Annotated in this window: 21 protein-coding genes; 17 read left to right on the forward strand and 4 right to left on the reverse strand. The window is 72.3% G+C overall.

Annotated elements, in window-relative coordinates:
- Nucleotides 1-45: 45 nt before the first annotated feature.
- Complete coding sequence (locus DDJ31_RS26700) at nt 46-723, reverse strand: N-acetylmuramoyl-L-alanine amidase (protein WP_127177830.1); 678 nt, start codon at nt 721-723, stop codon at nt 46-48.
- Nucleotides 724-783: 60 nt separating this feature from the next.
- Between DDJ31_RS26700 and mnmA the strand changes: the two genes are divergently transcribed.
- A complete protein-coding gene (gene mnmA / locus DDJ31_RS26705) occupies nt 784-1914 on the forward strand; it encodes a tRNA 2-thiouridine(34) synthase MnmA (protein ID WP_127177829.1) in 1131 nt (376 codons plus the stop codon).
- A 61-nt stretch (nt 1915-1975) separates the two neighbouring features.
- On the opposite strand, the gene DDJ31_RS26710 is transcribed toward mnmA, so the two are convergent.
- Complete coding sequence (locus DDJ31_RS26710; RefSeq protein ID WP_127177828.1) at nt 1976-2311, reverse strand: DUF427 domain-containing protein; 336 nt, start codon at nt 2309-2311, stop codon at nt 1976-1978.
- A gap of 50 nt (nt 2312-2361) precedes the next feature.
- On the opposite strand from DDJ31_RS26710, the gene DDJ31_RS26715 reads away from it, so the two are divergent.
- The 13 genes from DDJ31_RS26715 to DDJ31_RS26775 all read left to right on the forward strand — a co-directional run bounded on the left by DDJ31_RS26715 (nt 2362) and on the right by DDJ31_RS26775 (nt 15601).
- Nucleotides 2362-2901 (forward strand): TIGR00730 family Rossman fold protein, encoded by a 540-nt coding sequence (locus DDJ31_RS26715; protein WP_127177827.1) that lies wholly within the window; start codon nt 2362-2364, stop codon nt 2899-2901.
- Nucleotides 2902-2923: 22 nt separating this feature from the next.
- A complete protein-coding gene (locus tag DDJ31_RS26720; protein ID WP_127177826.1) occupies nt 2924-3622 on the forward strand; it encodes an SDR family oxidoreductase in 699 nt (232 codons plus the stop codon).
- 101 nt (nt 3623-3723) lie between these two features.
- Nucleotides 3724-4731: a methionine synthase gene (locus DDJ31_RS26725; protein WP_127177825.1), complete on the forward strand. Its 1008-nt coding sequence runs from the start codon at nt 3724-3726 to the stop codon at nt 4729-4731.
- Between the two features lie 14 nt (nt 4732-4745).
- The gene (gene ligA / locus DDJ31_RS26730) at nt 4746-7019 is read left to right on the forward strand and encodes an NAD-dependent DNA ligase LigA (protein WP_127177824.1); all 2274 of its coding nucleotides are present in this window, start codon (nt 4746-4748) and stop codon (nt 7017-7019) included.
- A 369-nt stretch (nt 7020-7388) separates the two neighbouring features.
- The gene (locus DDJ31_RS26735; RefSeq protein WP_127177823.1) at nt 7389-9641 is read left to right on the forward strand and encodes a putative bifunctional diguanylate cyclase/phosphodiesterase; all 2253 of its coding nucleotides are present in this window, start codon (nt 7389-7391) and stop codon (nt 9639-9641) included.
- 123 nt (nt 9642-9764) lie between these two features.
- On the forward strand, nt 9765-10061 hold the full coding sequence (gatC, locus tag DDJ31_RS26740) for an Asp-tRNA(Asn)/Glu-tRNA(Gln) amidotransferase subunit GatC (RefSeq protein WP_127177822.1): 297 nt from the start codon (nt 9765-9767) through the stop codon (nt 10059-10061).
- A 5-nt stretch (nt 10062-10066) separates the two neighbouring features.
- Complete coding sequence (gene gatA / locus DDJ31_RS26745) at nt 10067-11560, forward strand: Asp-tRNA(Asn)/Glu-tRNA(Gln) amidotransferase subunit GatA (RefSeq protein ID WP_127177821.1); 1494 nt, start codon at nt 10067-10069, stop codon at nt 11558-11560.
- Nucleotides 11557-11799: a hypothetical protein gene (locus tag DDJ31_RS26750; RefSeq protein WP_127177820.1), complete on the forward strand. Its 243-nt coding sequence runs from the start codon at nt 11557-11559 to the stop codon at nt 11797-11799. The genes gatA and DDJ31_RS26750 overlap by 4 nt, the downstream gene beginning before the upstream one ends.
- Before the next feature lie 15 nt (nt 11800-11814).
- Complete coding sequence (gene gatB / locus DDJ31_RS26755) at nt 11815-13329, forward strand: Asp-tRNA(Asn)/Glu-tRNA(Gln) amidotransferase subunit GatB (protein WP_127177819.1); 1515 nt, start codon at nt 11815-11817, stop codon at nt 13327-13329.
- A 138-nt stretch (nt 13330-13467) separates the two neighbouring features.
- Nucleotides 13468-14031, forward strand: a complete 564-nt coding sequence (locus DDJ31_RS26760) for a GNAT family N-acetyltransferase (protein WP_127177818.1) — start codon at nt 13468-13470, stop codon at nt 14029-14031.
- A 77-nt stretch (nt 14032-14108) separates the two neighbouring features.
- Nucleotides 14109-14696 (forward strand): hypothetical protein, encoded by a 588-nt coding sequence (locus DDJ31_RS26765; RefSeq protein ID WP_127177817.1) that lies wholly within the window; start codon nt 14109-14111, stop codon nt 14694-14696.
- A 382-nt stretch (nt 14697-15078) separates the two neighbouring features.
- A complete protein-coding gene (locus DDJ31_RS26770) occupies nt 15079-15318 on the forward strand; it encodes a hypothetical protein (protein WP_127177816.1) in 240 nt (79 codons plus the stop codon).
- A 70-nt stretch (nt 15319-15388) separates the two neighbouring features.
- Nucleotides 15389-15601 carry a DUF6191 domain-containing protein gene (locus tag DDJ31_RS26775; RefSeq protein ID WP_127177815.1) on the forward strand — a complete coding sequence of 71 codons (213 nt, stop codon included), beginning with the start codon at nt 15389-15391 and terminating at the stop codon, nt 15599-15601.
- 198 nt (nt 15602-15799) lie between these two features.
- Here DDJ31_RS26775 and DDJ31_RS26780 read toward each other — a convergent pair whose 3' ends face one another.
- Nucleotides 15800-17008 carry a PQQ-dependent sugar dehydrogenase gene (locus DDJ31_RS26780; protein WP_127177814.1) on the reverse strand — a complete coding sequence of 403 codons (1209 nt, stop codon included), beginning with the start codon at nt 17006-17008 and terminating at the stop codon, nt 15800-15802.
- Nucleotides 17009-17197: 189 nt separating this feature from the next.
- Nucleotides 17198-18196 (reverse strand): aldo/keto reductase, encoded by a 999-nt coding sequence (locus DDJ31_RS26785; protein WP_127177813.1) that lies wholly within the window; start codon nt 18194-18196, stop codon nt 17198-17200.
- A gap of 73 nt (nt 18197-18269) precedes the next feature.
- Here DDJ31_RS26785 and DDJ31_RS26790 point away from each other — a divergent pair, with 73 nt between their 5' ends.
- The 3 genes from DDJ31_RS26790 to DDJ31_RS26800 all read left to right on the forward strand — a co-directional run bounded on the left by DDJ31_RS26790 (nt 18270) and on the right by DDJ31_RS26800 (nt 24771).
- Nucleotides 18270-19211 (forward strand): 2-hydroxyacid dehydrogenase, encoded by a 942-nt coding sequence (locus DDJ31_RS26790; protein ID WP_127177812.1) that lies wholly within the window; start codon nt 18270-18272, stop codon nt 19209-19211.
- A 460-nt stretch (nt 19212-19671) separates the two neighbouring features.
- On the forward strand, nt 19672-22677 hold the full coding sequence (locus DDJ31_RS26795) for a putative bifunctional diguanylate cyclase/phosphodiesterase (protein WP_127177811.1): 3006 nt from the start codon (nt 19672-19674) through the stop codon (nt 22675-22677).
- Nucleotides 22678-22914: 237 nt separating this feature from the next.
- On the forward strand, nt 22915-24771 hold the full coding sequence (locus DDJ31_RS26800) for an acetolactate synthase large subunit (RefSeq protein WP_127177810.1): 1857 nt from the start codon (nt 22915-22917) through the stop codon (nt 24769-24771).
- Nucleotides 24772-24786: the final 15 nt, after the last annotated feature.

The raw sequence follows: 24786 nt of genomic DNA on the forward strand, positions 1-24786 counted from the left end.
CCGGCGGGCGCGGGACGAGTCGGACACATGGTTCTCGGAGCCCGCTCACAACTCCGCCTTCGAGTGATCTGCGTCACGTTTCGCCTCGCGGACGAGCTTCATGTACCGCTTCCAGTCCCAGTGCGGACCCGGGTCCGTGTGGTCCGTCCCCGGCACCTCCACGTGCCCGATCACATGCCGCCGGTCGACGGGTATGCCGTACCGCGCGCAGATCCCCGCCGTCAGCCGCGCCGACGCCGCGTACATCGCGTCCGTGAGGTCCTGCGGACGGTCCACGAAACCCTCGTGCTCGATGCCCACGCTCCGCTCGTTGTACGACCGGTTCCCCGCGTGGAACGCCACGTCCAGCTCCCGGATCATCTGCGTGATCCGGCCGTCCTTGCGCACGATGTAGTGCGCGGCGGCCTGGTGCGACGGGTCCTTGAACACCCGCACCGCGCTCTGGTAGCTGCCCTGCGTGACATGAATGATCACGCGGTCTATCCGGTAGTCGTCCGGCCGCTGTGCCCACCGGAAGTTCCCCGACGACGCCGCCGTCCACAGCGCGCCCCTGAAGTCCACCGCGCCCTCGACCCGCGGCGTGCGGGGACCGGGCAGCCGCCCCCACAGCCGGGCCAGCTCGTCGCGGGCCAGCGCGGCCGTGCCGAGCGCCGCCGCGGCGCCGCCGATCAGCAGCCCGCGCCGGCCGAGGTGCCGGTCCGTGTCCTTCTTCGTCGCCCCCATGTGATCCACAACGGATATCCGCGAGATCCGGTTCCCGACCGCCCTTACCCTGGAAGGGCTATGACTGACACCCCGCAGCGTTCCCGTCCCCTCCGCGTCCTCGCCGCCATGTCGGGCGGCGTGGACTCCGCCGTGGCCGCCGCCCGCGCGGCCGACGCGGGTCACGACGTGACCGGCGTCCACCTGGCGCTCTCGGCCAACCCCCAGTCGTTCCGCACGGGCGCCCGGGGCTGTTGCACCATCGAGGACTCCCGCGACGCCCGCCGTGCCGCCGACGTCATCGGCATCCCGTTCTACGTCTGGGACCTCGCCGAACGCTTCCGCGAGGACGTCGTCGAGGACTTCGTCGCCGAGTACGAGGCCGGCCGCACCCCCAACCCCTGCCTGCGCTGCAACGAGAAGATCAAGTTCGCCGCGCTCCTCGACAAGGCGCTCGCCCTCGGCTTCGACGCCGTCTGCACCGGCCACTACGCCCAGGTCGTCACCCGCGCCGACGGCAGCCGCGAACTGCACCGCGCCTCCGACATGGCCAAGGACCAGTCCTACGTCCTCGGCGTCCTGGACGAGCGGCAGCTCGCGCACGCCCTCTTCCCGCTCGGCGACACCCTCACCACCAAGGACGAGATCCGCGCCGAGGCCGAACGGCGCGGCCTCGCCGTCGCCAAGAAGCCCGACTCCCACGACATCTGCTTCATCGCCGACGGCGACACCCAGGGCTTCCTCGCGAACCGGCTGGGCAAGGCCGAGGGCGACATCGTCGACGAGTCGGGCACGGTCGTCGGCTCGCACGAGGGCGCCTACGGCTTCACCATCGGCCAGCGCAAGGGCCTGCGGATCGGCACCCCGGCCGCCGACGGCAAGCCCCGCTACGTCCTCGACATCTCCCCGGTCGACAACACCGTCACCGTCGGCCCGGCCGCCGCCCTCGACGTCAGCGCGCTGACCGCCGTCCGCCCCCGCTGGTGCGGCACCGCCCCGATCGCCCCCGGCACCTACACCGCGCAACTGCGCGCCCACGGCGGCGAGACGGAGGTCCACGCGGCGCTCGTCGACGGCACCCTGGAGGTCACCTTCACCGAACCGGTCCGCGGGGTCGCGCCCGGCCAGGCGATCGTCCTGTACGACGGCACACGTGTGGTGGGGTCGGCGACGATCGCGACGACGGCGCGGGCGGCCACCGCCGACGTCTGACCGGCCCCGCACGGCGGAAGGCCACGGACGCGGGCTCGCACCCGCGCCCGTGACCCGCGGCTCAGGCCGCCTCCTCCAACTCCTCGACCTCGTAGAAGCACAGGTGGTCCTTGATCTCCGCCACCCCGGGCTTCGGCTCGGGGTAGGACCACACCAGGTCCGCCGCGTCCGGCAGCGACCAGTAGCGGGCGTCGCCCTTGAAGGGGCAGTGGGTGCGGGTGTCCGACGGCGTCAGCAGGTCGAGGCGGACGTCCTCGGCCGGCAGGTAGTAGCGCACCGGACAGCCCGTCTCTCTCAGCAGCAGGGGGCGCCCGCTCTCCGCCAGGATCTGGTCGCCGTGCCTGACCCTGACCCGCCGGGTGCCCTGTTCGATGGTGATCGTGTGTCCTTCGGCCATACCCGGAAAACGACTGCGGGGCCCCGGATGTTCCGCCGTACCGTGACCCCATGCGTATCTGTGTCTTCCTCTCCGCCGCCGACCTCGACGACCGCTACACCCGCCCCGCCGCCGAATTCGGGAAACTCCTCGGAGAGGGCGGCCACACCCTCGTCTGGGGCGGCTCCGACACGGGCCTGATGAAGGTCGTCGCCGACGGCGCCCAGGAGGCGGGCGGCCGGCTGGTCGGCGTCTCCGTCGGCTTCCTCGCCGCCAAGGCGCGCGCCGGCGCCGACGAGATGGTCATCGCGGCCGACCTCGCCGAACGCAAGCGGCTGCTCCTGGAGAAGGCCGACGCCGTGGTCGTCATGGTCGGCGGCACCGGCACCCTCGACGAGGCCACCGAGATCCTGGAACTGAAGAAGCACCGGCACACCGACAAGCCCGTCGTGGTGCTCAACACCGACGGCTTCTACGACGGCCTCAAGCAGCAGTTCCAGCGCATGGAGGACGAGGGGTTCCTGACCCGCCCCCTGACCGAACTGGTCCTCTTCGCCGAGGAGCCGGTGGGCGCGCTCGCCTTCCTGGAGGAGAGCCAGGGCATCCAGTAGCCGCCACCGGCGAGGTGCGAGCATGGCCGGCATGGCAACCCATGTGATCACCGGAGCCGGTTCCGGCATCGGCGAGGCCGTCGCCCACCGCCTGCACGCGCGCGGCGACGACCTCGTCCTGCACGCGCGCGACGCCGGCCGCGCCAAGGAACTCGCCGCCGCGTTCCCCGGCGCGAAGACCCTGGTCGGCGACCTCGCCGACCCCGACAAGCTGTCCTGGGCCTTCTCCCACCAGCCGCTGCCCGAGCGGGTGGACTCGCTGCTGCACATCGCGGGCGTCGTCGACCTCGGCCCGGTCGGCGACCTCACCCCCAAGTCCTGGCACCACCAGCTCAACGTCAACCTCGTCGCCCCCGCCGAGCTGACCCGGCACTTCCTGCCCCAGCTCCGCGCGGCCCGCGGCCACGTCCTCTTCGTCAACTCCGGCGCCGGCCTGGCCGCGCACGCCGACTGGTCCGCCTACGCGGCCTCCAAACACGGCCTCAAGGCGCTCGCCGACGCGCTGCGCAACGAGGAGCACGGCAACGGCGTCCGCGTCACCTCCGTCTACCCGGGCCGCACCGCGAGCCCCATGCAGGTCAAGGTCCACCAGCAGGAGGGCAAGGCGTACGACGCGGCCCGCTGGATCGACCCCGAGTCCGTCGCGACGACCGTCCTCACCGCCCTCGACCTGCCCAGGGACGCGGAGGTGACCGACCTGACGGTCCGCCCGGGGCGCTGACCGCGCGCCCACCCGCCGAACTGTCCACGCGCCCGCGTCCGCCCGGCGGCCGGTGGCGCCCGCCGTGCCCCGCCCCCCGCGCGGGCGCATAGTCTTCCCGGGTGAGTGACAACAGCCAGTTCACCTTCGGTCCCGCCACCGGTGTCGGCTCGATGCCGGGCGGCGACGCCCGGGAGACCGCCAAAACCGTCACCGGCTCCTTCGACGACTTCCCCCACCTCGCCGAACTGCCCGCCAGGGGACCGGGCGCCGACATGATCGGCCGCACCGCGGGGCTGCTCGTCGAGCTGTACGCGCGCGTGGAGCCCAGCGGCTGGCGGCTCGGCGACCGCCCCGGCCGGGACACCAAGCGGGCCAGGGCCTGGCTCGGCGAGGACCTGGACGCGCTGGAGGAGTTCACCCAGGGACACACCGGCCAGGTCAAGGTGCAGGCCGTCGGCCCCTGGACGCTCGCCGCCGCCCTCGAACTGCGCAACGGCGAGGCCGTCCTCTCCGACCCGGGCGCCTGCCGCGACCTCGCCGCCTCCCTCGCCGAAGGGCTGCGCCTGCACCTCGCCGAGGTCGCCCGCCGCGTCCCCGGCGCCCAGCTCGTCCTCCAGCTCGACGAACCCTCCCTCGTCGCCGTCCTCACCGGCCGGGTGCGCAGCGCCAGCGGCTACCGCACCCACCGCGCCGTCGACCGGCAGCTCGTCGAGTCCACCCTCCGCGACGTCGTCGGCGCGCACCCGGGCGGACCCGTCGTCGTCCACTCGTGCGCCCCCGACGTGCCGTTCGCGCTGCTGCGCCGGGCGGGCGCGGCCGGCGTCTCCTTCGACCTCTCCCTCCTCACCGAGCGTGACGACGACGCGATCGGCGAGGCCGTCGAAGGCGGCACCCGGCTTCTCGTCGGTGTCGTACCGGGCACGGACACGGCATTGTCAGACCCTGCCGGTAGCGTCATGGGGGTCAGGACGCTGTGGCGCAGGCTGGGGCTGCGGCCGGGGCTGCTCGCGGAGGCGGTCACCCTCACCCCGACGTGCGGACTCGCGGGAGCCTCCCCGCAGTACGCGCGCCAGGCCCTCGCCCACTGCGTCCGGGCGGCGAGATCACTCGCGGACAACCCTGAGTAACGGGAGGAAACACGGTGGCCGGCGACAAGCAGGCGGATACGACGGTGCCCAGTGAGGCACGGGAGAAGCACGCGCAGCTCGCTGAGCGGATCGAGGAGCACCGCTTCCGGTACTACGTGAACGACGCCCCGGTCGTCAGCGACGCGGACTTCGACGAACTCCTGCGCTCCCTGGAGGCGCTGGAGGAGGAGTACCCGCAGCTGCGCACCCCGGACTCCCCGACCCAGAAGGTCGCGGGCGCCTACCAGACGGACTTCACGTCCGTGCGCCACCGCACCCGGATGCTCTCCCTCGACAACGCCTTCAACGACGAGGAGCTGGCCGCCTGGGCGGAGCGGATCGCCAAGGACGTCGGCACCACCGACTACCACCTGCTCTGCGAGCCGAAGGTCGACGGCCTCGCCGTCAACCTCACCTACGAGCACGGCCGTCTGACCCGCGCCGCGACCCGCGGCGACGGCCGCACCGGCGAGGACATCACCCCCAACGTCCGCACCATCACCGAGATCCCGGACCGGCTCGCCGGCACGGTGGTGCCCGACCTCGTGGAGATCCGCGGCGAGGTCTACTTCCCGATGGAGGAGTTCCAGGCCCTCAACGCCCGGCTGGTCGAGGCAGGCGAGAAGCCCTTCGCCAACCCCCGCAACGCGGCGGCCGGTTCACTGCGCCAGAAGGACCCGCGGGTCACCGCGGGACGCCCGCTGCACATGGTCGTCCACGGCATCGGCGCCCTGGAGGGCTACGAGGGCCTCACCCGCCTCTCCCAGGCGTACGACCTCCTCAGGTCCTGGGGCCTGCCCACCGGCCGCCACAACAAGGTGGTCGAAGGGCTCGACGGCGTACGCGGGTTCATCACCTACTTCGGTGAGAACCGGCACTCCGTGGAGCACGAGATCGACGGCGCCGTCATCAAGCTCGACGAGATCGCCCTCCAGGGCAGGCTCGGCTCCACCTCCCGCGCGCCGCGCTGGGCCATCGCGTACAAGTACGCGCCCGAGGAGGTCAACACCAAGCTCGTCAACATCCGGGTGGGCGTCGGCCGCACCGGCAGGGTCACGCCGTACGCGCAGGTCGAGCCGGTCACGGTCGCCGGTTCCGAGGTCGAGTTCGCCACCCTGCACAACCAGGACGTCGTCAAGGCCAAGGGCGTCCTCATCGGCGACACCGTGGTGCTGCGCAAGGCCGGTGACGTCATCCCGGAGATCCTCGGCCCGGTCGCCGACCTGCGCGACGGCAGCGAGCGCCCGTTCGCGATGCCCGCCGAGTGCCCCGAGTGCGGGACCCCGCTCAGGCCGATGAAGGAGGGCGACGTCGACCTGCGCTGCCCCAACGCCCGCAGCTGCCCCGCCCAGTTGCGCGAGCGCCTGTTCTACCTCGCGGGCCGCAAGGCGCTGGACATCGAGAACTTCGGCTATGTCTCCGCGGCGGCCCTCACCCGGCCGCTCGAGCCCGCCGAGTCACCGCTGAGGGACGAGGGCGACCTCTTCGACCTCACCATCGAGCAGCTGCTGCCGATCAAGGCGTACGTCCTCGACCAGGACAGCGGGCTGCCGAAGCGGGACCCGAAGACCGGCGAGGAGAAGGTCGCCACCGTCTTCGCCAACCAGCAGGGCGAACCCCGCAAGAACGCCCTCGCGATGCTGGAGAACATCGCGGCCGCCAAGGAACGCCCGCTGGCCCGGGTCCTCACCGGCCTGTCGATCCGTCATGTCGGTCCGGTCGCCGCCGAGGCGCTGGCCCGCGAGTTCCGCTCGATCGAGCGCATCGAGCGGGCCACCGAGGAGGAGCTGTCGAACACCGACGGCGTGGGCGGCATCATCGCCGCCTCCCTCAAGGAGTGGTTCGCCGAGGAGTGGCACCAGGAGATCATCCGCAAGTGGCGGGCGGCCGGTGTGCGGATGGAGGAGGAGGGCTCGGGCGAGGACGAGGGCCCGCGCCCCCTCGAAGGGCTCACCGTCGTCGTCACCGGCACCCTCGAACGGTTCACCCGCGACGGCGCCAAGGAGGCCCTCCAGACCCGGGGCGCCAAGGTGACCGGATCGGTCTCCAAGAAGACGTCGTTCGTGGTCGTCGGCGAGAACCCCGGCTCGAAGCACGACAAGGCGGTGCAGCTCAAGGTGCCGGTGCTCGACGAGGCGGGGTTCGAGATCCTGCTGGAGCGGGGACCGGACGCCGCGGCCGAGGTCGCCCTCCGGGACGAGCAGACCGGCGAGCAGGCCGGCGAACCGACCGGCGAGCAGGCCCCGGCGGAGGGCGAGGCGCAGGCCGAGGGGCAGGCCGAGGCGTAGAGCGGCGGGCGGCGGCACCGGCCGAGGGGCCCGGCGAGGGGCCCGGCGGGGGGCCCGGCGAGGGGAGGGGACGATGGCCGGGAAACGGCCCAGGAGCAGCGACCTGGGGCGGTTGAAGGTCACCCGATCGGCGCATACCAGATGCATAAGGGTGGCGGGGGCGCATTCGGGCAACCGTCGGCGACCGCTGCCCCTGGAAGCCTTCCGCGGCCTACTGTTGAGGGATGCGCCTGCCGCGCCCAGCTGCGGTCGGGGCATCTTCCCGCTCCTGACGAGCGGGGCAAGGGCTTTCCGACGCGGTGCCGTTGAAGGCTGTCGGACAGCGGACCGCATGGCGTGGGCACCGCCGGCTGGGTGAGAGGGACGCGAATGGAACCGACCGAGAGCGCCGCCCCGGACTCCCGGCTGCCCCGACGCCGGGTCACCGGCCCCCTGCGGGCGGGCCGGTGGACGGTGCGGGCGTCGGAGCGTCCCGGCCTGGAGACCCGAGCCGTCGGACAGTTCGCGGTACCCACCGGGCCCGGCTCCCCGCGCCAGGGAGCGGGCCACCTCGGCGTCGGCCACCCGGCGGGGACCGCGCACGACGCCGAACGGCAGCCGGCCTGGCCCGCGCTGCCCGCGGCGGTCGTCACGGCGGCGGTCCTCGTCCTGGGCGCCGGTTTCTACCGGGCGTTCAGCGGAGCGCACGCGCTCTTCCCGGCCGGCACCGTCGGCTGGTCCCTCGCCCTGCTCACCGGCGTCATCGTCGGCCACCTCGTGATGCTCGGCCGCGCCCGCTGGTGGGGCGGCACCGGGTCGGGCGCCGCGCTCACCCTCGCCGTGCTGCTGCTGTACGGCTGGGTGCCGGCCGGCATGGTCAGCCTCGTCGTCGTCGTGCTGGTCGGCACCGCCCGCCGCAACCGCTGGCGCCAGGGCGTCAGACACGGCGCGGTCGACATCCTCGGCATCGGCGCGGGCGCCCTGGTGCTCAGCGCCTGCGGCCGGGTGCCGTCGGTCGAGCACCCCTGGAACCCGGACGGCTGGACCCTCTACACCGTCCCCGAGGTCCTCCTCGTCGCCGCCGCCTACCTCCTCGTCACCCGCGCCCTGCTCTGGTTCCTGAACGTGCCGCACCGCGGCGGACTGCCCACCGCCGCCCGCACCGCCCTGGTCAGACAGGGCCTGGTGGCCGTCGCGCTGCTCGGCATCGCCCCGCTGGTCTGCGTGGTCGCCGTCGCCCAGCCGGTGCTGCTGCCGCTGTTCGCGATCCCGCTGATCGCCCTCGACTCCACCCTGTGGATCGCCCGCGCCCGCGCCGAGGAGCAGCTGCGCGACCCGCTGACCGGACTCCCCAACCGGCAGTGGCTCCTCGAACGCATCTGGACCGCGCTCGACGACGCCGAACGCATCGGCGCCCGCTCCGCGCTGATGCTCATCGACCTCGACCGGTTCCGGTCCGTCAACGACACCCTCGGCCACCTCGCCGGGGACCGGCTGCTGCTCCAGATAGCGGACCGGCTGCGGGTGGCGCTGCCGCGCGGCGCGGAGGCCGCGCGGCTCGGCGGCGACGAGTTCGCGGTGCTGCTGCCGGTCGCCGACTCCACGACGTCCGCCACCCGGGTGGCCCGCGCCCTGGTCTCCGCGCTCTCCTCGCCGCTCGACCTCGACGGCCTCACCCTCGTCCTGGAGGCCAGCGCGGGCGTCGCCGTCTTCCCCGACCACGCGCTGGACGCCGAGGGGCTGCTGCGCCGGGCCGACGTGGCGATGTACCAGGCGAAGCGGGACCGCACGGGCGTCGAGGTCTACGAGTCCAAGCGGGACTCCAACACCCCCGACCGGCTCGGTCTCCTCGGCGATCTGCGCCGGGCGCTCGACGCCCACGAGGTGCAGCTGCACTACCAGCCCAAGGTCCGCTTCGACGGCCAGGTGGCCGGTCTCGAGGCGTTGGTGCGGTGGGTGCACCCGGAGCGCGGCAAGGTCCCGCCGGACGAGTTCATAGCGATCGCCGAGTCGTCGGGCCTCATGCCCCACCTCACCGAGTACGTCCTGGACACGGCGCTCGCGCAGGTCGCCAGGTGGCGGGCGCAGGGCCTGTACGTGCCGGTGGCCGTCAACGTCTCCCCGCGCGACGTGCACACCCCGGGGTTCGCCGGGTCGGTCGCCGCGCGGCTCGCCCGGCACGGTGTTCCGGCCGGCTCGCTCCAGCTGGAGATCACCGAGCACGTGCTCCTCGAGGACCCGCAGCGGGCCGCCGACACCCTCGCCGGGCTGACCGGGCACGGCGTCAAGATGTCCCTCGACGACTTCGGCACCGGGTACTCGTCGCTGGTGCACCTGCGGCGGCTGCCGGTCAGCGAGCTGAAGATCGACCGCTCGTTCGTGGCCCGGCTCGCCGTCGACACCGAGGACGCGGAGATCGTGCGCTGCACGGTCGACCTCGCGCACTCCCTCGGGCTGCTCGTCGTCGCGGAGGGCGTCGAGGACGACGAGACCTGGGAGCGCCTGCGCGACCTCGGCTGCGACGCCGTGCAGGGCTGGCTGGTCGCCGCGGCGATGCCTCCCGAGGAGACGACGGCCTGGCTGCTGGCCCGGGGCTCGCGGGGCTGGCAGCGCCCGCGCGCCGTGCTCCCGGCCGCCGAGTGACCCGCGGGCCGCGCCTCCTCGCGCCCGCGGCCCGGGGCCCCCGCGAAACCGTTTAACGGGTATCCGGTCGCGCGGCCTAGGATTGGGCCCACATCACTCCCACTCACCCCAGAGGAACGCTGCATGCCTGGCATCACGCGCGAGGAGGTCGCCCACCTCGCCCGGCTGGCGCGTCTGGAGCTGCAGAGCGAAGAACTCGACCACTTCGCGGGACAGCTGGACGACATCATCGGCGCGGTCGCCCGCGTCAGTGAGGTCGCCGACCAAGACGTGCCGCCGACCTCGCACCCGCTCCCGCTGACGAACGTCATGCGGGCGGACGAGGTCCGTCCGTCGCTCACCCCCGAGCAGGCGCTCTCCGGCGCCCCGGCCCAGGAGCAGCAGCGTTTCAAGGTGCCGCAGATCCTGGGGGAGGACTAACCACCATGACGGACATCATCAAGCTCACCGCGGCCGAGACCGCGGCGCGGATCGCCTCGGGCGACCTCACGGCCGTCCAGGTCACCGAGGCGCACCTGGCCCGCATCGAGGCCGTCGACGAGAAGGTGCACGCCTTCCTGCACGTCGACCGCGAGGGCGCGCTGGCCCAGGCCCGCGCCGTCGACGACAAGCGCGCCCGGGGCGAGAAGCTCGGCCTGCTGGCCGGCGTCCCGCTCGCGCTGAAGGACATCTTCACCACCGAGGGCATCCCGACGACCGTCGGCTCCAAGATCCTCGAAGGCTGGATCCCGCCGTACGACGCGACCCTCACCAAGCGCCTGAAGGCCGCCGACGTGGTCATCCTCGGCAAGACCAACATGGACGAGTTCGCCATGGGGTCCTCCACCGAGAACAGCGCGTACGGGCCCACCGGCAACCCCTGGGACCTGACGAAGATCCCCGGCGGCTCGGGCGGCGGTTCCTCCGCCGCGCTCGCCTCCTTCCAGGCGCCGCTGGCGATCGGCACCGACACCGGCGGCTCCATCCGCCAGCCCGCCGCGGTCACCGGCACGGTCGGCGTGAAGCCGACCTACGGCGCGGTCTCCCGCTACGGCATGGTGGCGTTCTCGTCCTCCCTCGACCAGGGCGGCCCGTGCGCCCGTACGGTCCTGGACGCGGCGCTGCTGCACGAGGTCATCGCCGGTCACGACCCGCTCGACTCGACGTCGATCGACGCGCCGGTCCCGCCGGTCGTCGAGGCCGCCCGCAGCGGCAGCGTCGACGGCATGCGCGTCGGCGTCGTCAAGCAGTTCCGCGGCGAGGGCTACCAGGCGGGTGTCATCCAGCGGTTCGACGAGTCGGTCGAGCTGCTGAAGTCGCTGGGCGCCGAGATCGTCGAGCTGGACTGCCCGTCCTTCGACCTCGCCCTTTCGGCCTACTACCTGATCGCGCCCTCGGAGTGCTCCTCGAACCTGGCGCGCTTCGACGGTCTGCGCTACGGCGCGCGGACCGGCGACGACGGCACCCGTTCGGCCGAGGAGGTCACCTCCCTCACCCGTGAGGCCGGCTTCGGACCCGAGGTCAAGCGGCGCATCATGCTCGGCACCTACGCCCTGTCCAGCGGCTACTACGACGCCTACTACGGCTCGGCCCAGAAGGTGCGCACCCTCATCACGCGCGACTTCGAGCGGGCCTTCGAGCAGGTGGACGTGATCGTCTCGCCGACGACCCCGACCACCGCCTTCGCGATCGGCGAGCGCGCCGACGACCCGATGGCGATGTACCTCGCGGACCTGTGCACCATTCCGACCAACCTGGCGGGCAACGCGGCCATGTCGCTGCCCTGCGGTCTGGCCCCCGAGGACAACCTCCCGGTCGGGCTCCAGATCATCGCCCCGGCGCTGAAGGACGACCGCCTTTACAAGGTGGGTGCCGCCGTCGAGGCCGCCTTCGTGGAAAAGTGGGGTCACCCGCTGCTTGAGGAGGCACCGTCGCTGTGAGCAATGCACTGACCAAGGCCAAGGGCTTCAAGAAGTCCAAGTCCGGCACGTACCTGTCCATGGCAACCACGGCCTTCGGCGCGCTGAGCGTCGCCAAGCAGATCAAGAAGGCCCGGACCGAGCAGGACACCCTGCGGCTGGTCGACGCCACCGTCTCGGCGGTCGCGATCGCCACCGGCCTCGCCATCCTGTACCGCGAGCTGAAGCGGCTGGGCGACGACGACGTCCTGCTGGGCTGAGAGGGAAGTTTCACCGTGACCACCACGACCGACCTGGTGTCGTACGAGGACGCGCTCGCGTCCTACGACCCCGTCATGGGCCTTGAGGTCCATGTCGAACTCGGCACCAGGACCAAGATGTTCTGCGGCTGCTCGACCGAGCTGGGCGCCGAGCCCAACTCGCAGACCTGCCCGACCTGCCTCGGCATGCCCGGCGCGCTCCCGGTCGTCAACGCGATCGGCATCGAGTCCGCCATCAAGATCGGTCTCGCGCTGAACTGCGAGATCGCCGAGTGGTGCCGGTTCGCCCGGAAGAACTACTTCTACCCGGACATGCCGAAGAACTTCCAGACCTCCCAGTACGACGAGCCGATCGCCTTCGACGGCTACCTCGACGTACAGCTGGAGGACGGCGAGACCTTCCGGGTGCAGATCGAGCGCGCCCACATGGAGGAGGACACCGGCAAGTCCACCCACGTCGGCGGTGCGACGGGCCGTATCCACGGCGCCTCGCACTCGCTCCTGGACTACAACCGGGCCGGCATCCCGCTCATCGAGATCGTCACCAAGCCGATCGAGGGCGCGGGCGAGCGCGCCCCCGAGGTCGCGCGGGCGTACGTCCGCGAGCTGCGCGAGGTCATCAAGGCGCTCGGCGTCTCCGAGGCCCGGATGGAGATGGGCCAGATGCGCTGCGACGTGAACCTGTCGCTGCGCCCGAGCCCCACCGCGAAGTTCGGCACCCGCTCGGAGACCAAGAACGTCAACTCGCTGCGGTCCGTGGAGCGCGCGGCCCGCTTCGAGATCCAGCGGCACGCGGCCGTGCTGTCCTCGGGCGGCACGATCATCCAGGAGACCCGCCACTTCCACGAGGACACCGGGTCGACGACCTCGGGCCGCGTGAAGGAGGAGGCCGAGGACTACCGGTACTTCCCGGAGCCCGACCTGGTGCCGGTCGCGCCGTCCCGCGCGTGGGTCGAGGAGATCCGCTCCGCGCTGCCCGAACTGCCGCTGGCCCGCCGCAACCGGCTCCTCGCCGACTGGGGCATCTCGGCCACCGACATGCAGTCCATCACCAACGCGGGCGCGCTCGACCTGATCGTCGCCAGCATCGACGCCGGTGCCGACGCGGCCTCGGCCCGCAAGTGGTGGATGGGCGAACTGGCCCGCAGCGCCAACGAGTCGGGCACCCCGCTCGACGAACTGCCGATCACCCCCGAGCAGGTCGCCCGGGTCACCGCACTGGTCAATTCCGGTGACCTCAACGACAAGCTGGCCCGCCAGGTCATCGAGGGCGTCCTCGCGGGCGAGGGCACCCCGGACGAGGTCGTCGACAAGCGCGGTCTGAAGGTCGTCTCCGACGACTCCGCGCTCGGCACCGCCGTCGACGAGGCCATCGCCGGCAACCCGGGCGTCGCCGACAAGATCCGCGGCGGCAAGGTCGCCGCGGCCGGCGCCCTGGTCGGCGCGGTCATGAAGGCGACCCGCGGACAGGCCGACGCGGCCCGCGTCAAGGAACTCATCCTGGAGAAGCTGGGCGTCAGCGAAGGCTGAGCCACGGCGGACCGAAGCCCCGGAGGTCTCCTCCGGGGCTTCTTCCGTCCGTCGGGATCCGGCCACCGCGGTGCCCCGCCGCCCATGAAAGGCTGATCACCACGACGGACGCCGGGACGGCGGAGGGGCGGGAGCAGCATGTACGTGACATCCCTGGGGGACGGGGCCGAACTGAGGCCGCTGGAGCCTTGGCGGGCCGAGGAGTTCCTCGCACACCTGGACCGCGGACGGGAGTTCATCACCCGGTTCATCTCCTTCGGCGCCCAGGCGACGGACGTCGAGTCCGCGCGGGCGCTGCTCCAGCGGTACGCCGACATGCGCGCCGCCGACACCGGCGCCCTGCACGGACTGTGGCGGGACGGCACCCTCGTCGGCGGTGTCCTGTTCCTCAACTTCGACGCCGCGAAGGGCAACTGCGAGGTCGGCTGCTGGCTGGAACCCGACGGTACCGGGCACGGTCTGGTGACCCGCGCGATGCGCGTGCTCCTCGACCACGCCGTCGAAGAGCGCGGCATGCACCGCGTCGAATGGGTCGCCGCGGCCGGCAACGAACCCAGCATCAAGGTCGCCCGGCGGCTCGGAATGCGCCGCGATGCCGTGCTCCGGGAGGCGCACCCCTATGGTGGGGTGCGGCACGACGTCGAGGTGTGGTCGATCCTCGCCCCGGAATGGCGGGAAGCACGCGCGCGTGCCACGCAGTAACGACAGGTAATGAGGGCTCGACGATCGCCAGCCGATCATTAAGAGACCTCTCAGACAGCGTCCGTACGGTGCGAGGTATGGGAACCAAGACTGAAGACGAGGCCGGGACCGAGGTCTCGGCAGTGAAGCCCGCCGACTCCGCCGAGGAGCAGGCCGAGGCCGCCGAGCCCAGGACGACCGAGCCGGTCGAGCCGACCGACGCCGAGCAGGTGGCGGACGGCGACGACGAGGAACCCGACGAGGACGTACCCGCCGTCGAGCAGAGCGCCGCGGGCGTCGGCCAGGGCGCGGGCGCGGTGGTGTCCGCCGCGCTCGGTCTGGTGTCGCTGACCGGCAGCTGGCTCGGCACGGTCGCCTCCGCCCGCGAGACCCTCATCGGCCAGCTCCGCACGTCGTCCTCGGCGTCGGTGGCCACGCAGGTCAAGGAGATCTACGGCGACGCCTGGCACGCCAGCGCCCTCTACGGCGGCCTCTTCGCGCTGCTCGCGCTGGTCGTCGGCGTCGTGGTGCTCGCCCGGCCCGCGTTCGGCGTCCCCGGCCGGGTCCAGCAGGCGCCGTGGATCAAGTCCGTCGCCTGGGCGGGCGTCGCCCTCGGCGTGATCGGCCTGATCCTCGCCGTCCTCAAGTACACCGACGTCCTGCTCGGCCTGCCTTCCACCAGCTGAGCGGGGTCCGCACCTAGGAGGGGCCTTAGGGTCTGTCGTTTGGATCAGGCGGCGCCTATGTGCGGCGCCTGATCAGCCGACCCGAGCGGGTCAGGACGCGTGCAGCTGCAAGGCGGAGGAGGGCGGCGACGCGGAGCGTCGGCAACCGACGACAACGCCGCAGATGTGCGTGGCCTGACCCGCGACCGCCGCATGATCCAAACGACAGGCCCTTAGGCGTCCGCAAGTCTCTCGCGGACGCCTAAGGCCCCTCCCGTGCGTTCCTAAGGCCCCCGCCACCTCGGAAGATGCGGAACTCTCCCGATGTGGCCCACCCCTCCGGGAGACGAGAGTCGAGGCATCGCACTCCGCGATGTCGCCCCGACTCCCCGAGGGAAACCCCATGTTCGAGTACCAGGCCCACCGCCAGCGCTCCGCCGACATCATCCGCCGCGCCGAACAGGAACGGCTGGCCCGCCAGCTGATCCGCACCCGCCGCGCGGCCCGCCGCACGGCGGCGGAGCACAGCGGGCACGCAGAGCACGCAGAGCACGCAGAGACCACCGAGACCACCGCAGAACCGGAAGCCGAGGCCCGCACCACCCGACCGCATCGCGAGGGGCTGTTTCCGGCCGTCCGCTGAGGGGAGTGCGCCGGGGTGGGTTCGGGGCGCCGGGCGTACCGTGGAGGGACCGGCGTACAGGGGAGGTGCCGTGTTCAGTCCCTTCGAGGAGTTGTTCTCACCGGGCCGCAAGCACACCACCGACGAACAGAACCGCCTGGAACTGACCCGCGAGGACGTCGGCGACGGCGATCCGGGCCGCGGTCCCGTCGACCTCGCTTCGGGCAAGGTCGTCGTCCGAAGGCCCGACCGGGAACCCGCGGACACGCGGCCGACGACGGGCGAGGAGCCCACGGAGAGCTGACGGGACGGGACGGGACGAGGGCCTACGGTCGGGGACGTGACCGGGAGCCGATAGCCGTGGACGGGACGGGGGCGGGAGCCTACGGCCGGGCGCGGAAGCCGATAGCCGGGTACGGGACGGGCGCGGGAGCCGATGGCCGGGGCGTCCGGCCGTCTGTCCACTCGCCGGGCAGCCCCTCCCGTCGGTCGCGACGCGTGGTCACTTCACCTTCAGTTCCAGGATTCTGTCGTCGCCCTTGCGCGGGGTGCCCCGGCCGTCCGTCGCGCTCGTCATCAGCCACAGCTTGTCGCCGCCCGCCGCCACCACCGTCCGCAGCCGGCCGTACTCGCCCTTCAGGAAGGGCTGCGGGTCCGCCGCCGCCTCCGTGCCCTTCAGCGGGATCCGCCACAGCCGCTCACCGCGCAGGCCCGCCATCCAGATCGAGCCACCGGCGTAGGCGATGCCGCTGGGCGAGGCATCGGCCGTGTGCCACTGGGCGATCGGGTTCTGGTAGGCCGGGTCCTTGGAGGTGCCCTCCGCGCTCGGCCAGCCGTAGTCGCCGCCCGGCTTGATCGCGTTGAGTTCGTCCCAGGTGTCCTGGCCGAACTCCGAGGCGTAGAGGCGCTGGTCGGAGTCCCAGGCGAGGCCCTGCACATTGCGGTGGCCGTAGGAGTACACGGGGGAGTCGGGGAACGGGTTGCCGGGCGCTGGTTCGCCCTCCGGGGTCAGCCGCAGGATCTTGCCGCCGAGGGACTTCCGGTCCTGGGCGAGTCCGCGGTCACCGCTCTCCCCGGTGCCCGCGTACAGCATCTTGTCGGGACCGAACGCGATCCGGCCACCGTTGTGGATCATGCCCTTGGGGATGCCGCGGAAGATCGTGTTCGGCGCCCCCAACTGCTGGCCCGACGGCTTGCGCGGGTCGTACACCATGCGGGCGATGCGGTTGTCGGACGCGGAGGTGAAGTACGCGTAGACCATGTGGTCCGCCGCGTAGTCAGGGGAGAGCGCGATGCCCAGGAGGCCGCCCTCGCCCGCGGCCGAGACCCCGGGCACCTCGCCCAGCTCGGTCTTCCCGCCGGTCTTCTCGTCGATCCGGGTGATCGTCCCCTCGTCGCGCGAGGAGACCAGCAGCCCGCCCTCGGGCAGCGCGGCGAGCCCCCACGGCGACTTCAGGTTCTCGGCGACCGTCCGCACCACCGTCACCGACCCCTTGGCGGGCGCGGCCGACGCGGTCGCCCGGGGCGGCGCGGCGGAGCTGGAGGGTCCGGTGCCCGACGGGGTGCCGGCGTCCCCCGAAGGGCCGCCGTCCGGAGCTGAGGAGCAGCCCGCGGTCAGCAGGAGGGCCGACACGGCCCCCACAGCGAGCACAGCCGGCAGTGGTCGTCGCACGATCTCGGTCCCTTCGACGCGGCGGGTTCTCCCTGTCATACACCGCCCGCGCCCCACAGGTTCCCGATCACCGCGATCCGATGCGCGGTCCCGCCGATCCCGGCAACCCCGTCAACCGCGCCAGCCCCGCCGATCCCGCCAGCCCCGCTGATCCCGCCAGCCCCGCCGGTCCCGCCAACTCCGTCAACCGCGCCAGCCCCGCCGATCCCGTCAACCCCGCCGCCCCCCTCAGTCCCAGGAACCAAGCGCCCGGGGCAGTTCCGCGATCTCTGCGAGGTCCCGTGGGGTCAGCCGCAGCCGGGACGCCGCGCTGTTCTCCGTCACCCACCGCTCCCGCTTGGCGCCCGGCACCGGCACCACGTGCCGCCCCTGCGCCAGCACCCACGCCAGGGCCACCTGCGCCGGAGTGACGTTTCTGCCGTGCCGGGCGGCCACCCGGCGCAGGCCCACCACGATCGGCTGGTTCGCGGCCATCATCTCGGCCGTGAAACGCGGATGGCGGGCGCGCAGATCGTCCCGTTCGAACCCCTCGCCCGGGGTGAGCGTCCCGGTCAGGAAGCCGTTGCCGAGCGGCATCGCGGCGAGGAAGCCGATGTCCCGCGCCACGCACCACGGCAGCAGCGACTCCAGGGCCTCGGGCGACCACACCGACAGCTCCGCCTGCACCGCGCTCACCGGGAACACCTGCTGCACGCGCCGCAGTTGCCGCAGCGTCCCGTCGTGCAGACCGCCGACCGAGCGCCGGCCGCCGCGCGCGCCCACCGCGCAGAGCCCGAGCGCCCGCACCTTCCCGGCCCCGACCAGCTCCGCCATCGCCCCCCAGGTCTCCTCGACCGGCACCTCGGGGTCGGCCCGGTGCAGCTGGTAGAGGTCGATCACCTCGGTGCCGAGCCGCCGCAGGGAGGCGTCGCAGGCGCGACGCACATAGCCGGGACGGCCGTTGGCCACGATGTGCTGCTCGCCCACCAGCAGCCCGACCTTCGTCGACACGAACGCCTCGTCGCGCCGCTCCCGCAACGCCCGCCCCAGTAAGAGCTCATTGGTGAACGGGCCGTACATGTCGGCCGTGTCCAGCAGGGTCACCCCCAGGTCGAGTGCCCGGTGCACCGCCCTGAGCGACTCGTCGCCGCGCTGCCGCGACCCGTTGTACGCCCAGCTCATCGGCATGCACCCGAGCCCGACGGCACCCACCGAGAGCGCCCCGGCGCCGATCGTCCTGCGCTCCACCTGCCGTGACCCTCCCTCTCCCTGACCCCAACCTAACCTCTGCCTCGCAGATGGCCTGACATAGCCTCCTGGCATGACTGCCGACGTGTGGCTCCCCATCCCCCCGGACGAGATCGACGGCCTCCCCGAGGGCCTCACCCCCCGCTACTGGAACGGTGCCGAGGAGTACCCGGCGGACCCGGCCGACTGCGTCTTCTACGTCGTCCCCTACATGCGGCCCGCCGAGACCGCGCTGCGCCCGCTCGCCGACCTGACCGGCGTGAACGTCGTCCAGACCCTCTCGGCGGGCGTCGACAGCGTGGAGCCGGGGCTCGGACTGCTGCCCGCGGGCGTGCGGCTCTGCAACGCGCGCGGGGTGCACGAGGCGAGCACCGCGGAGCTGGCGCTCACCCTGACCCTGGCCTCGCTGCGCGGCGTCCCGGACTTCGTGCGCGCGCAGGACCGGGGCGAATGGAACGGCGGTTTCCGGCCCGCGCTCGCCGACCGCACCGTCCTCATCGTGGGGTACGGCTCGATCGGGTCCGCGATCGAGGACCGGCTCGTCCCGTTCGAGGTCGCACGGGTGGTACGGGTCGCACGGTCGGCGCGCACCACGGAGCGCGGGCCGGTGCACCCCCTGACCGACCTGCCCGCGCTGCTCCCGGACGCCGACGTCGTCATCCTCTCCACGCCCCTCACCGCCACCACCCGTCACCTGGCCGACGCCGGGTTCCTGGCCCGCATGAAGGACGGCGCGCTCCTGGTGAACGTCGCCCGCGGCCCCGTCGTCGACACCGAGGCGCTCCTCGCCGAGCTGCGGGACGGCCGGATCACCGCCGCCCTCGACGTCACCGACCCCGAACCGCTGCCCCGCGCCCACCCGTTGTGGACGGCGCCAGGAGTGCTCGTCACCCCGCACGTGGGCGGGCCCACGTCCGCGTTCGCGCCCCGCGCCAAGCGCCTGCTGGTCGATCAGCTGACCCGGTTCGTGAACCGGGAACCGCTGCGGAACGTGATCCTCACGACGGGGGAGTAGCCGTCGCCGGCACCGCCGCCCGCCGTCGGTCCTGTCGCGGCCGGGGCCGCCGTGGGTGGCCCGAACGCCCTCCCGGGCACCCTCCGCAACCCTCCGGGCGCGTACCGTGCCCGCATCGCCGCTGGTCGTCACGGAGAGTAGAGGAACTATGTCCCTGAGTGACGAGTCTGGTGTATCGTCCGGGCAGGGGCTGCGCCGTGCACCGCTCGGCGCCGGGGATGACATGGAGACGGTGAGGGGGGCGACGGGCGATGCACGGCCTATGGACGAACGATCCGACGCGGCGAAGCCGCCGGCGGCGACCCTGCTGGTGTACGGACGCGCGCAGAAGCGGTCACGAGGGCGGCCACGGCTGCCGGCACAGCCATCACCACCCGCGGCACAGCGAGCGCCGCGGTCGGACGCATCCGGCGCACTGTGAACGGCGCGATCCGGGAGCGGCAAGCACCGGGAGGGCCCGGTGAGTTGGTCGACTTCCACCACCACCGTCGACGCGGCGCTGCGGGTGCACTCCGCCCCCACGCCGCCCCGGCCCCCGGCCGCCGGCGGTTGGACGAGCCTGGTCCACCAGCTTCTGCTGGCCCTGGTCTGCGCGGGATACGGCGTGGGCTCCGCACTCGGCTGGGGTTCCGAGCAATCCGCCCGTGTCATGGGTGACTTCGGGCTGAGTGCCGCGGCCGGCACCGCCGCGGTGTCCTGTTTCTTCTACGCGCGCACCCGTCGGATCCGCTTCCGACCCGCCTGGCTGCTGTTCGCGCTCTCCTCGGCGATGGCGGCTCTCGGCAACGGGGTCTGGGGGTGGTACGAGGTCGTCCTGGAGCGTCCGGTGCCCACTCCCAGTTACGCCGATCTCTTCTTCCTGTGCTTCGCGCCGCCGGCCATCGTCGGACTCCTGGTGCTCGCCAAGCGGCCCGTCACCAAGGCCGGTTGGGTCTGCCTCGGCCTCGACGCCTGGCTGATCGGCGGCTCGCTGCTCACCCTGTCGTGGAGCCTCGCGCTCGCCCAGGCCGCCAAGTTCGACGGCCCGAGCGTCGCCCACACCGCGCTGTCCCTGGCGTATCCGCTGCTGGACATCGCCCTGGTCAGCATGGTCCTCGCGCTGCACTTCCGGCGCTCAGCCGTCAACCGCACGGCGGTCAACATGGCGATCGGCGCCCTGGCGCTGACCGTGATGAGCGACGCCCTGTTCACCTCGCCGCTGCTGCACAACAACTACCGCTCGGGCCAACTCCTGGACGCGGGCTGGTTCGCGGGCTCGCTGCTGCTCGCCTACGCGCCCTGGGCCGCGACCCGGCACGCCTTCCCCGACGACGAGGGACTCGAACCGGAGCCGGCCACCCGCGTGGTGCGCGAGCACGTGCCCGGACGCCCGGCGGGCGGGCCGCCGTACCTGGCGCCGCCGCCCGGCGCCGACCACGGGCGCTACCCGGTCTCCCGGCCGATCGCCGGATCGCTGGCCGCGCTCACGCCCTATCTGGCCGCCGCCGTCTGCACGTTGGGGATTCTCTACAACGTCCTCAACGGCCGCAGCGTCGACCGGGTGGTGCTGATCACCGGCGGCACCGTGGTGCTCGCCCTCGTGGTCCGGCAGGGCATCATGCTGCTCGACAACATCACCCTCACCCAGGAACTGGCCCAGAAGGAGAGCCACTTCAGGTCGCTGGTGCAGGGGTCGAGCGACGTCATCATGATCGCCGCGCCGAGCGGGGTGCTGCGCTATGTCTCCCCGGCCGCCGCCGGTGTCTACGGCCGCTCGGCCGACGACCTGGTCGGCAGCGAACTGGCCGGTCTCATCCACCCGGAGGACCTGGGCTGCGTGGTGCACGAGGTGCGCCGGTTCCTCGCCGCCAGCCCGCTCACCGAACCCACCACCCGCATCGAGTGCCGCTTCCGCTCCGGCGACGGCGGCTGGCTCAACGTCGAGTCCACCGTCAACCGGCACCACGGCGGCCTCATCTTCAACAGCCGGGACGTGACCGAACGGGTCCGCCTCCAGGCCCAGTTGCAGCACAACGCCGAGCACGACCCGCTCACCGACCTGCCCAACCGCGCCCTGTTCACCCGGCGGGTCCAGCAGGCGCTCTCCGGCCGCCGCGTCTCCGACCGCGGAGCCCATCTGCGCGGCACCGCCGTGCTCTTCATCGACCTCGACGGCTTCAAGGCCGTCAACGACACCATCGGCCACCAGGCGGGCGACGAACTGCTGGTGCAGGCAGCCCGCAGGCTCCAGGACGCGGTACGGCACGGCGACACCGCCTCCCGGCTCGGCGGTGACGAGTTCGCCGCGCTGATCGTCGGGGACGGCACCCGGGACATGGCCGCCAGAGAGCGCCAGATCATGGAGCTCGCCGACCGGCTGCGCGTCACCCTGTCCCAGCCCTACCTGATCGACGGCAACGATGTCCGGGTCGCCGCCTCCATCGGCGTCGCCTTCGCCGAACCCGGGCTCGGCGCGGGCGAGTTGCTGCGCAACGCCGACCTCGCCATGTACCGGGCCAAGGCGGCGGGCAAGGGGCGCGTCGAGCTGTACGCGCCGCAGATGCAGCAGGACGTCGCGCGCAAGGCGGAGCTGGCCACCCGGCTGCGGGCCGCCCTGCACGACGGCGAGTTCACGCTGCTGCACCAGCCCGTGGTCTCCCTCGCCGACGGCCGGATCGCCTCGCTCACCGCGCAGGCGCGCTGGCGGTCCTCGCAGGGCGTCCTGTTCACCCCCGCCGAGTTCCTGCGGGTCGCCGAGGACAGCGACAAGACGCAGGAGCTGGGCCGCTGGGTCCTGGAGGAGGCCGTCGCGCGGGCCGCCGAGCGGTCCGCCACCGGTCTGAACGTACCGGTGGGCGTGCGGATGAGCGCAAGGAGGCTGCTCGACCGGTCGATGCCGCTCGGCTCCGTCGAGGCGCTGCTGACCCGGCACGGGCTGCCGTCCGGGTCCCTGGTGATCGAGCTGTCCGACACCGACCCCCGGGTCTCCCTCGACGAGCTGGAACGGCGTCTGGCGGCGCTCAGGCGGCTCGGCGTACGGATCGCGCTGGACGGCTTCGGCAGCGGCTACGCGGCCATCACGGCGCTGCGCAGGCTCCCCGTGGACATCCTGAAGCTCGACCGGGGGCTGGTCGAGGGCGTCGTCGAGTCGGCCAGGCTGCACAAGATCACCAGCGGGCTGCTGCGGATCGCGGGCGACCTCGGGCTCCAGTCCGTGGCCGAGGGCGTGGATCTGCCCGAGCAGGTGGTGGCGCTGCGCGCGATGGGCTGCACCCACGGGCAGGGCATGGCGTTCTCGGGACCGCTCGACGAGTACCGGCTGCGCCGCGCCCTGGGCTCGGGCAACTACCCGCTGCCGCACGGGCCCGTCGAACCGGTCTTCGCCGGCGGCGGCGGCGCCGGGGTGTACGGCGCGGGGGTGACCGCCGTCCTGGGAGGCGGCAGTATCCTCCGCTCACATAATGAGACTCCCGTCCCACCCACTTGACACGTGATACGTGCCGGGGGGAGGGTCAGTTCCATGCGCACCCGAATTCTCGTACTTGGAAAGCGCGTCGGCTGAAGCTGGTGACGTCCGGTCGGACCCGGAACTCCTGGCTGACACACCCGGCGCGCTCCCCTCGCTTGCCTTATGGCACGAGGGGTTTTTTGTTGCACAGACACCCGTGACGCAACAGTCAAATCCCGTACAAACCTCGCAAAAACCCTCAGCATCGAGAAGAGAATGCCGATGACCGAGCAGGCCTCCGGGGCCCACCATCCGCAGCCGCGGCCCCGATCCGGAGGACAGCACTCCGCCCCCGAGCACGTCACGGGTGCGAAGTCCCTCATCCGCTCGCTCGAGGAGGTCGGGGCCGACACGGTGTTCGGCATTCCCGGCGGCGCGATCCTTCCCGCGTACGACCCGCTCATGGACTCCACCCGGGTCCGCCACGTCCTGGTCCGCCACGAGCAGGGCGCGGGACACGCGGCCACCGGCTACGCCCAGGCCACCGGCAGGGTCGGCGTCTGCATGGCCACCTCGGGCCCCGGCGCCACCAACCTCGTCACCCCGATCGCCGACGCGCACATGGACTCCGTGCCGCTGGTCGCCATCACCGGCCAGGTCGCCTCCAAGGCGATCGGCACGGACGCCTTCCAGGAAGCGGACATCGTCGGCATCACCATGCCGATCACCAAGCACAACTTCCTGGTCACCAAGGCCGAGGACATCCCCCGGGTGATCGCGCAGGCGTTCCACATCGCCTCCACCGGACGTCCGGGCCCGGTCCTGGTCGACATCGCCAAGGACGCCCTCCAGGCGCAGACCACCTTCTCCTGGCCGCCCGTCATGGACCTGCCCGGCTACCGCCCGGTCACCAAGCCGCACGCCAAGCAGATCCGCGAGGCCGCCAAGCTCATCACCGCCGCCAAGCGCCCGGTCCTCTACGTCGGCGGCGGCGTCCTCAAGGCGCGGGCCACCGCCGAGCTGAAGGTCCTCGCCGAACTCACCGGAGCGCCCGTCACCACCACCCTGATGGCGCTCGGCGCGTTCCCCGACAGCCACCCGCTGCACGTGGGAATGCCGGGCATGCACGGTGCGGTCACCGCCGTCACCGCGCTGCAGAAGGCCGACCTGATCGTCGCCCTCGGCGCCCGCTTCGACGACCGCGTCACCGGCAAGCTGGACAGCTTCGCCCCCTACGCCAAGATCGTCCACGCGGACATCGACCCGGCGGAGATCGGCAAGAACCGCGAGGCGGACGTGCCGATCGTCGGGGACGCCCGCGAGGTCATCGCCGACCTCGTCCAGGCCGTCCAGAAGGAGCACAGCGAGGGCCACCGCGGCGACTACACCGCCTGGTGGAAGGACCTCAGCCGGTGGCGCGACACCTACCCGCTCGGCTACGAGCAGCCCGCCGACGGCTCGCTCTCCCCGCAGCAGGTCATCGAGCGCATCGGACAGCTCGCCCCCGAGGGCACGATCTTCGCGGCGGGCGTCGGCCAGCACCAGATGTGGTCCGCCCACTTCATCCAGTACGAGAAGCCCGCCACCTGGCTCAACTCCGGCGGCGCGGGCACCATGGGCTACGCGGTCCCGGCCGCGATGGGCGCCAAGGCGGGAGCCCAGGACCAGACCGTCTGGGCGATCGACGGCGACGGCTGCTTCCAGATGACCAATCAGGAACTGACCACCTGCGCCCTGAACAACATCCCGATCAAGGTCGCCATCATCAACAACGGCGCCCTCGGGATGGTCCGCCAGTGGCAGACCCTCTTCTACAACCAGCGCTACTCCAACACCGTGCTGCACAGCGGCCCCGGCGCCGACGGCAAGCAGCCCAGCGCCGGCACCCGCGTCCCCGACTTCGTGAAGCTGTCGGAGGCCATGGGCTGCTACGCGATCCGCTGCGAGTCCCCCGACGACCTCGACAAGGTGATCGAGGAGGCGAACTCGATCAACGACCGCCCGGTCGTCGTCGACTTCATCGTCCACGAGGACGCGATGGTGTGGCCGATGGTCGCCGCCGGCACCTCGAACGACGAGATCCTGGCCGCCCGGGACGTCCGCCCCGACTTCGGCGACAGCGAAGACGACTGAGCGAGAGAGACGAAT

Source organism: Streptomyces griseoviridis, assembly GCF_005222485.1.
Taxonomy (GTDB): Bacteria; Actinomycetota; Actinomycetes; order Streptomycetales; family Streptomycetaceae; genus Streptomyces; species Streptomyces hintoniae.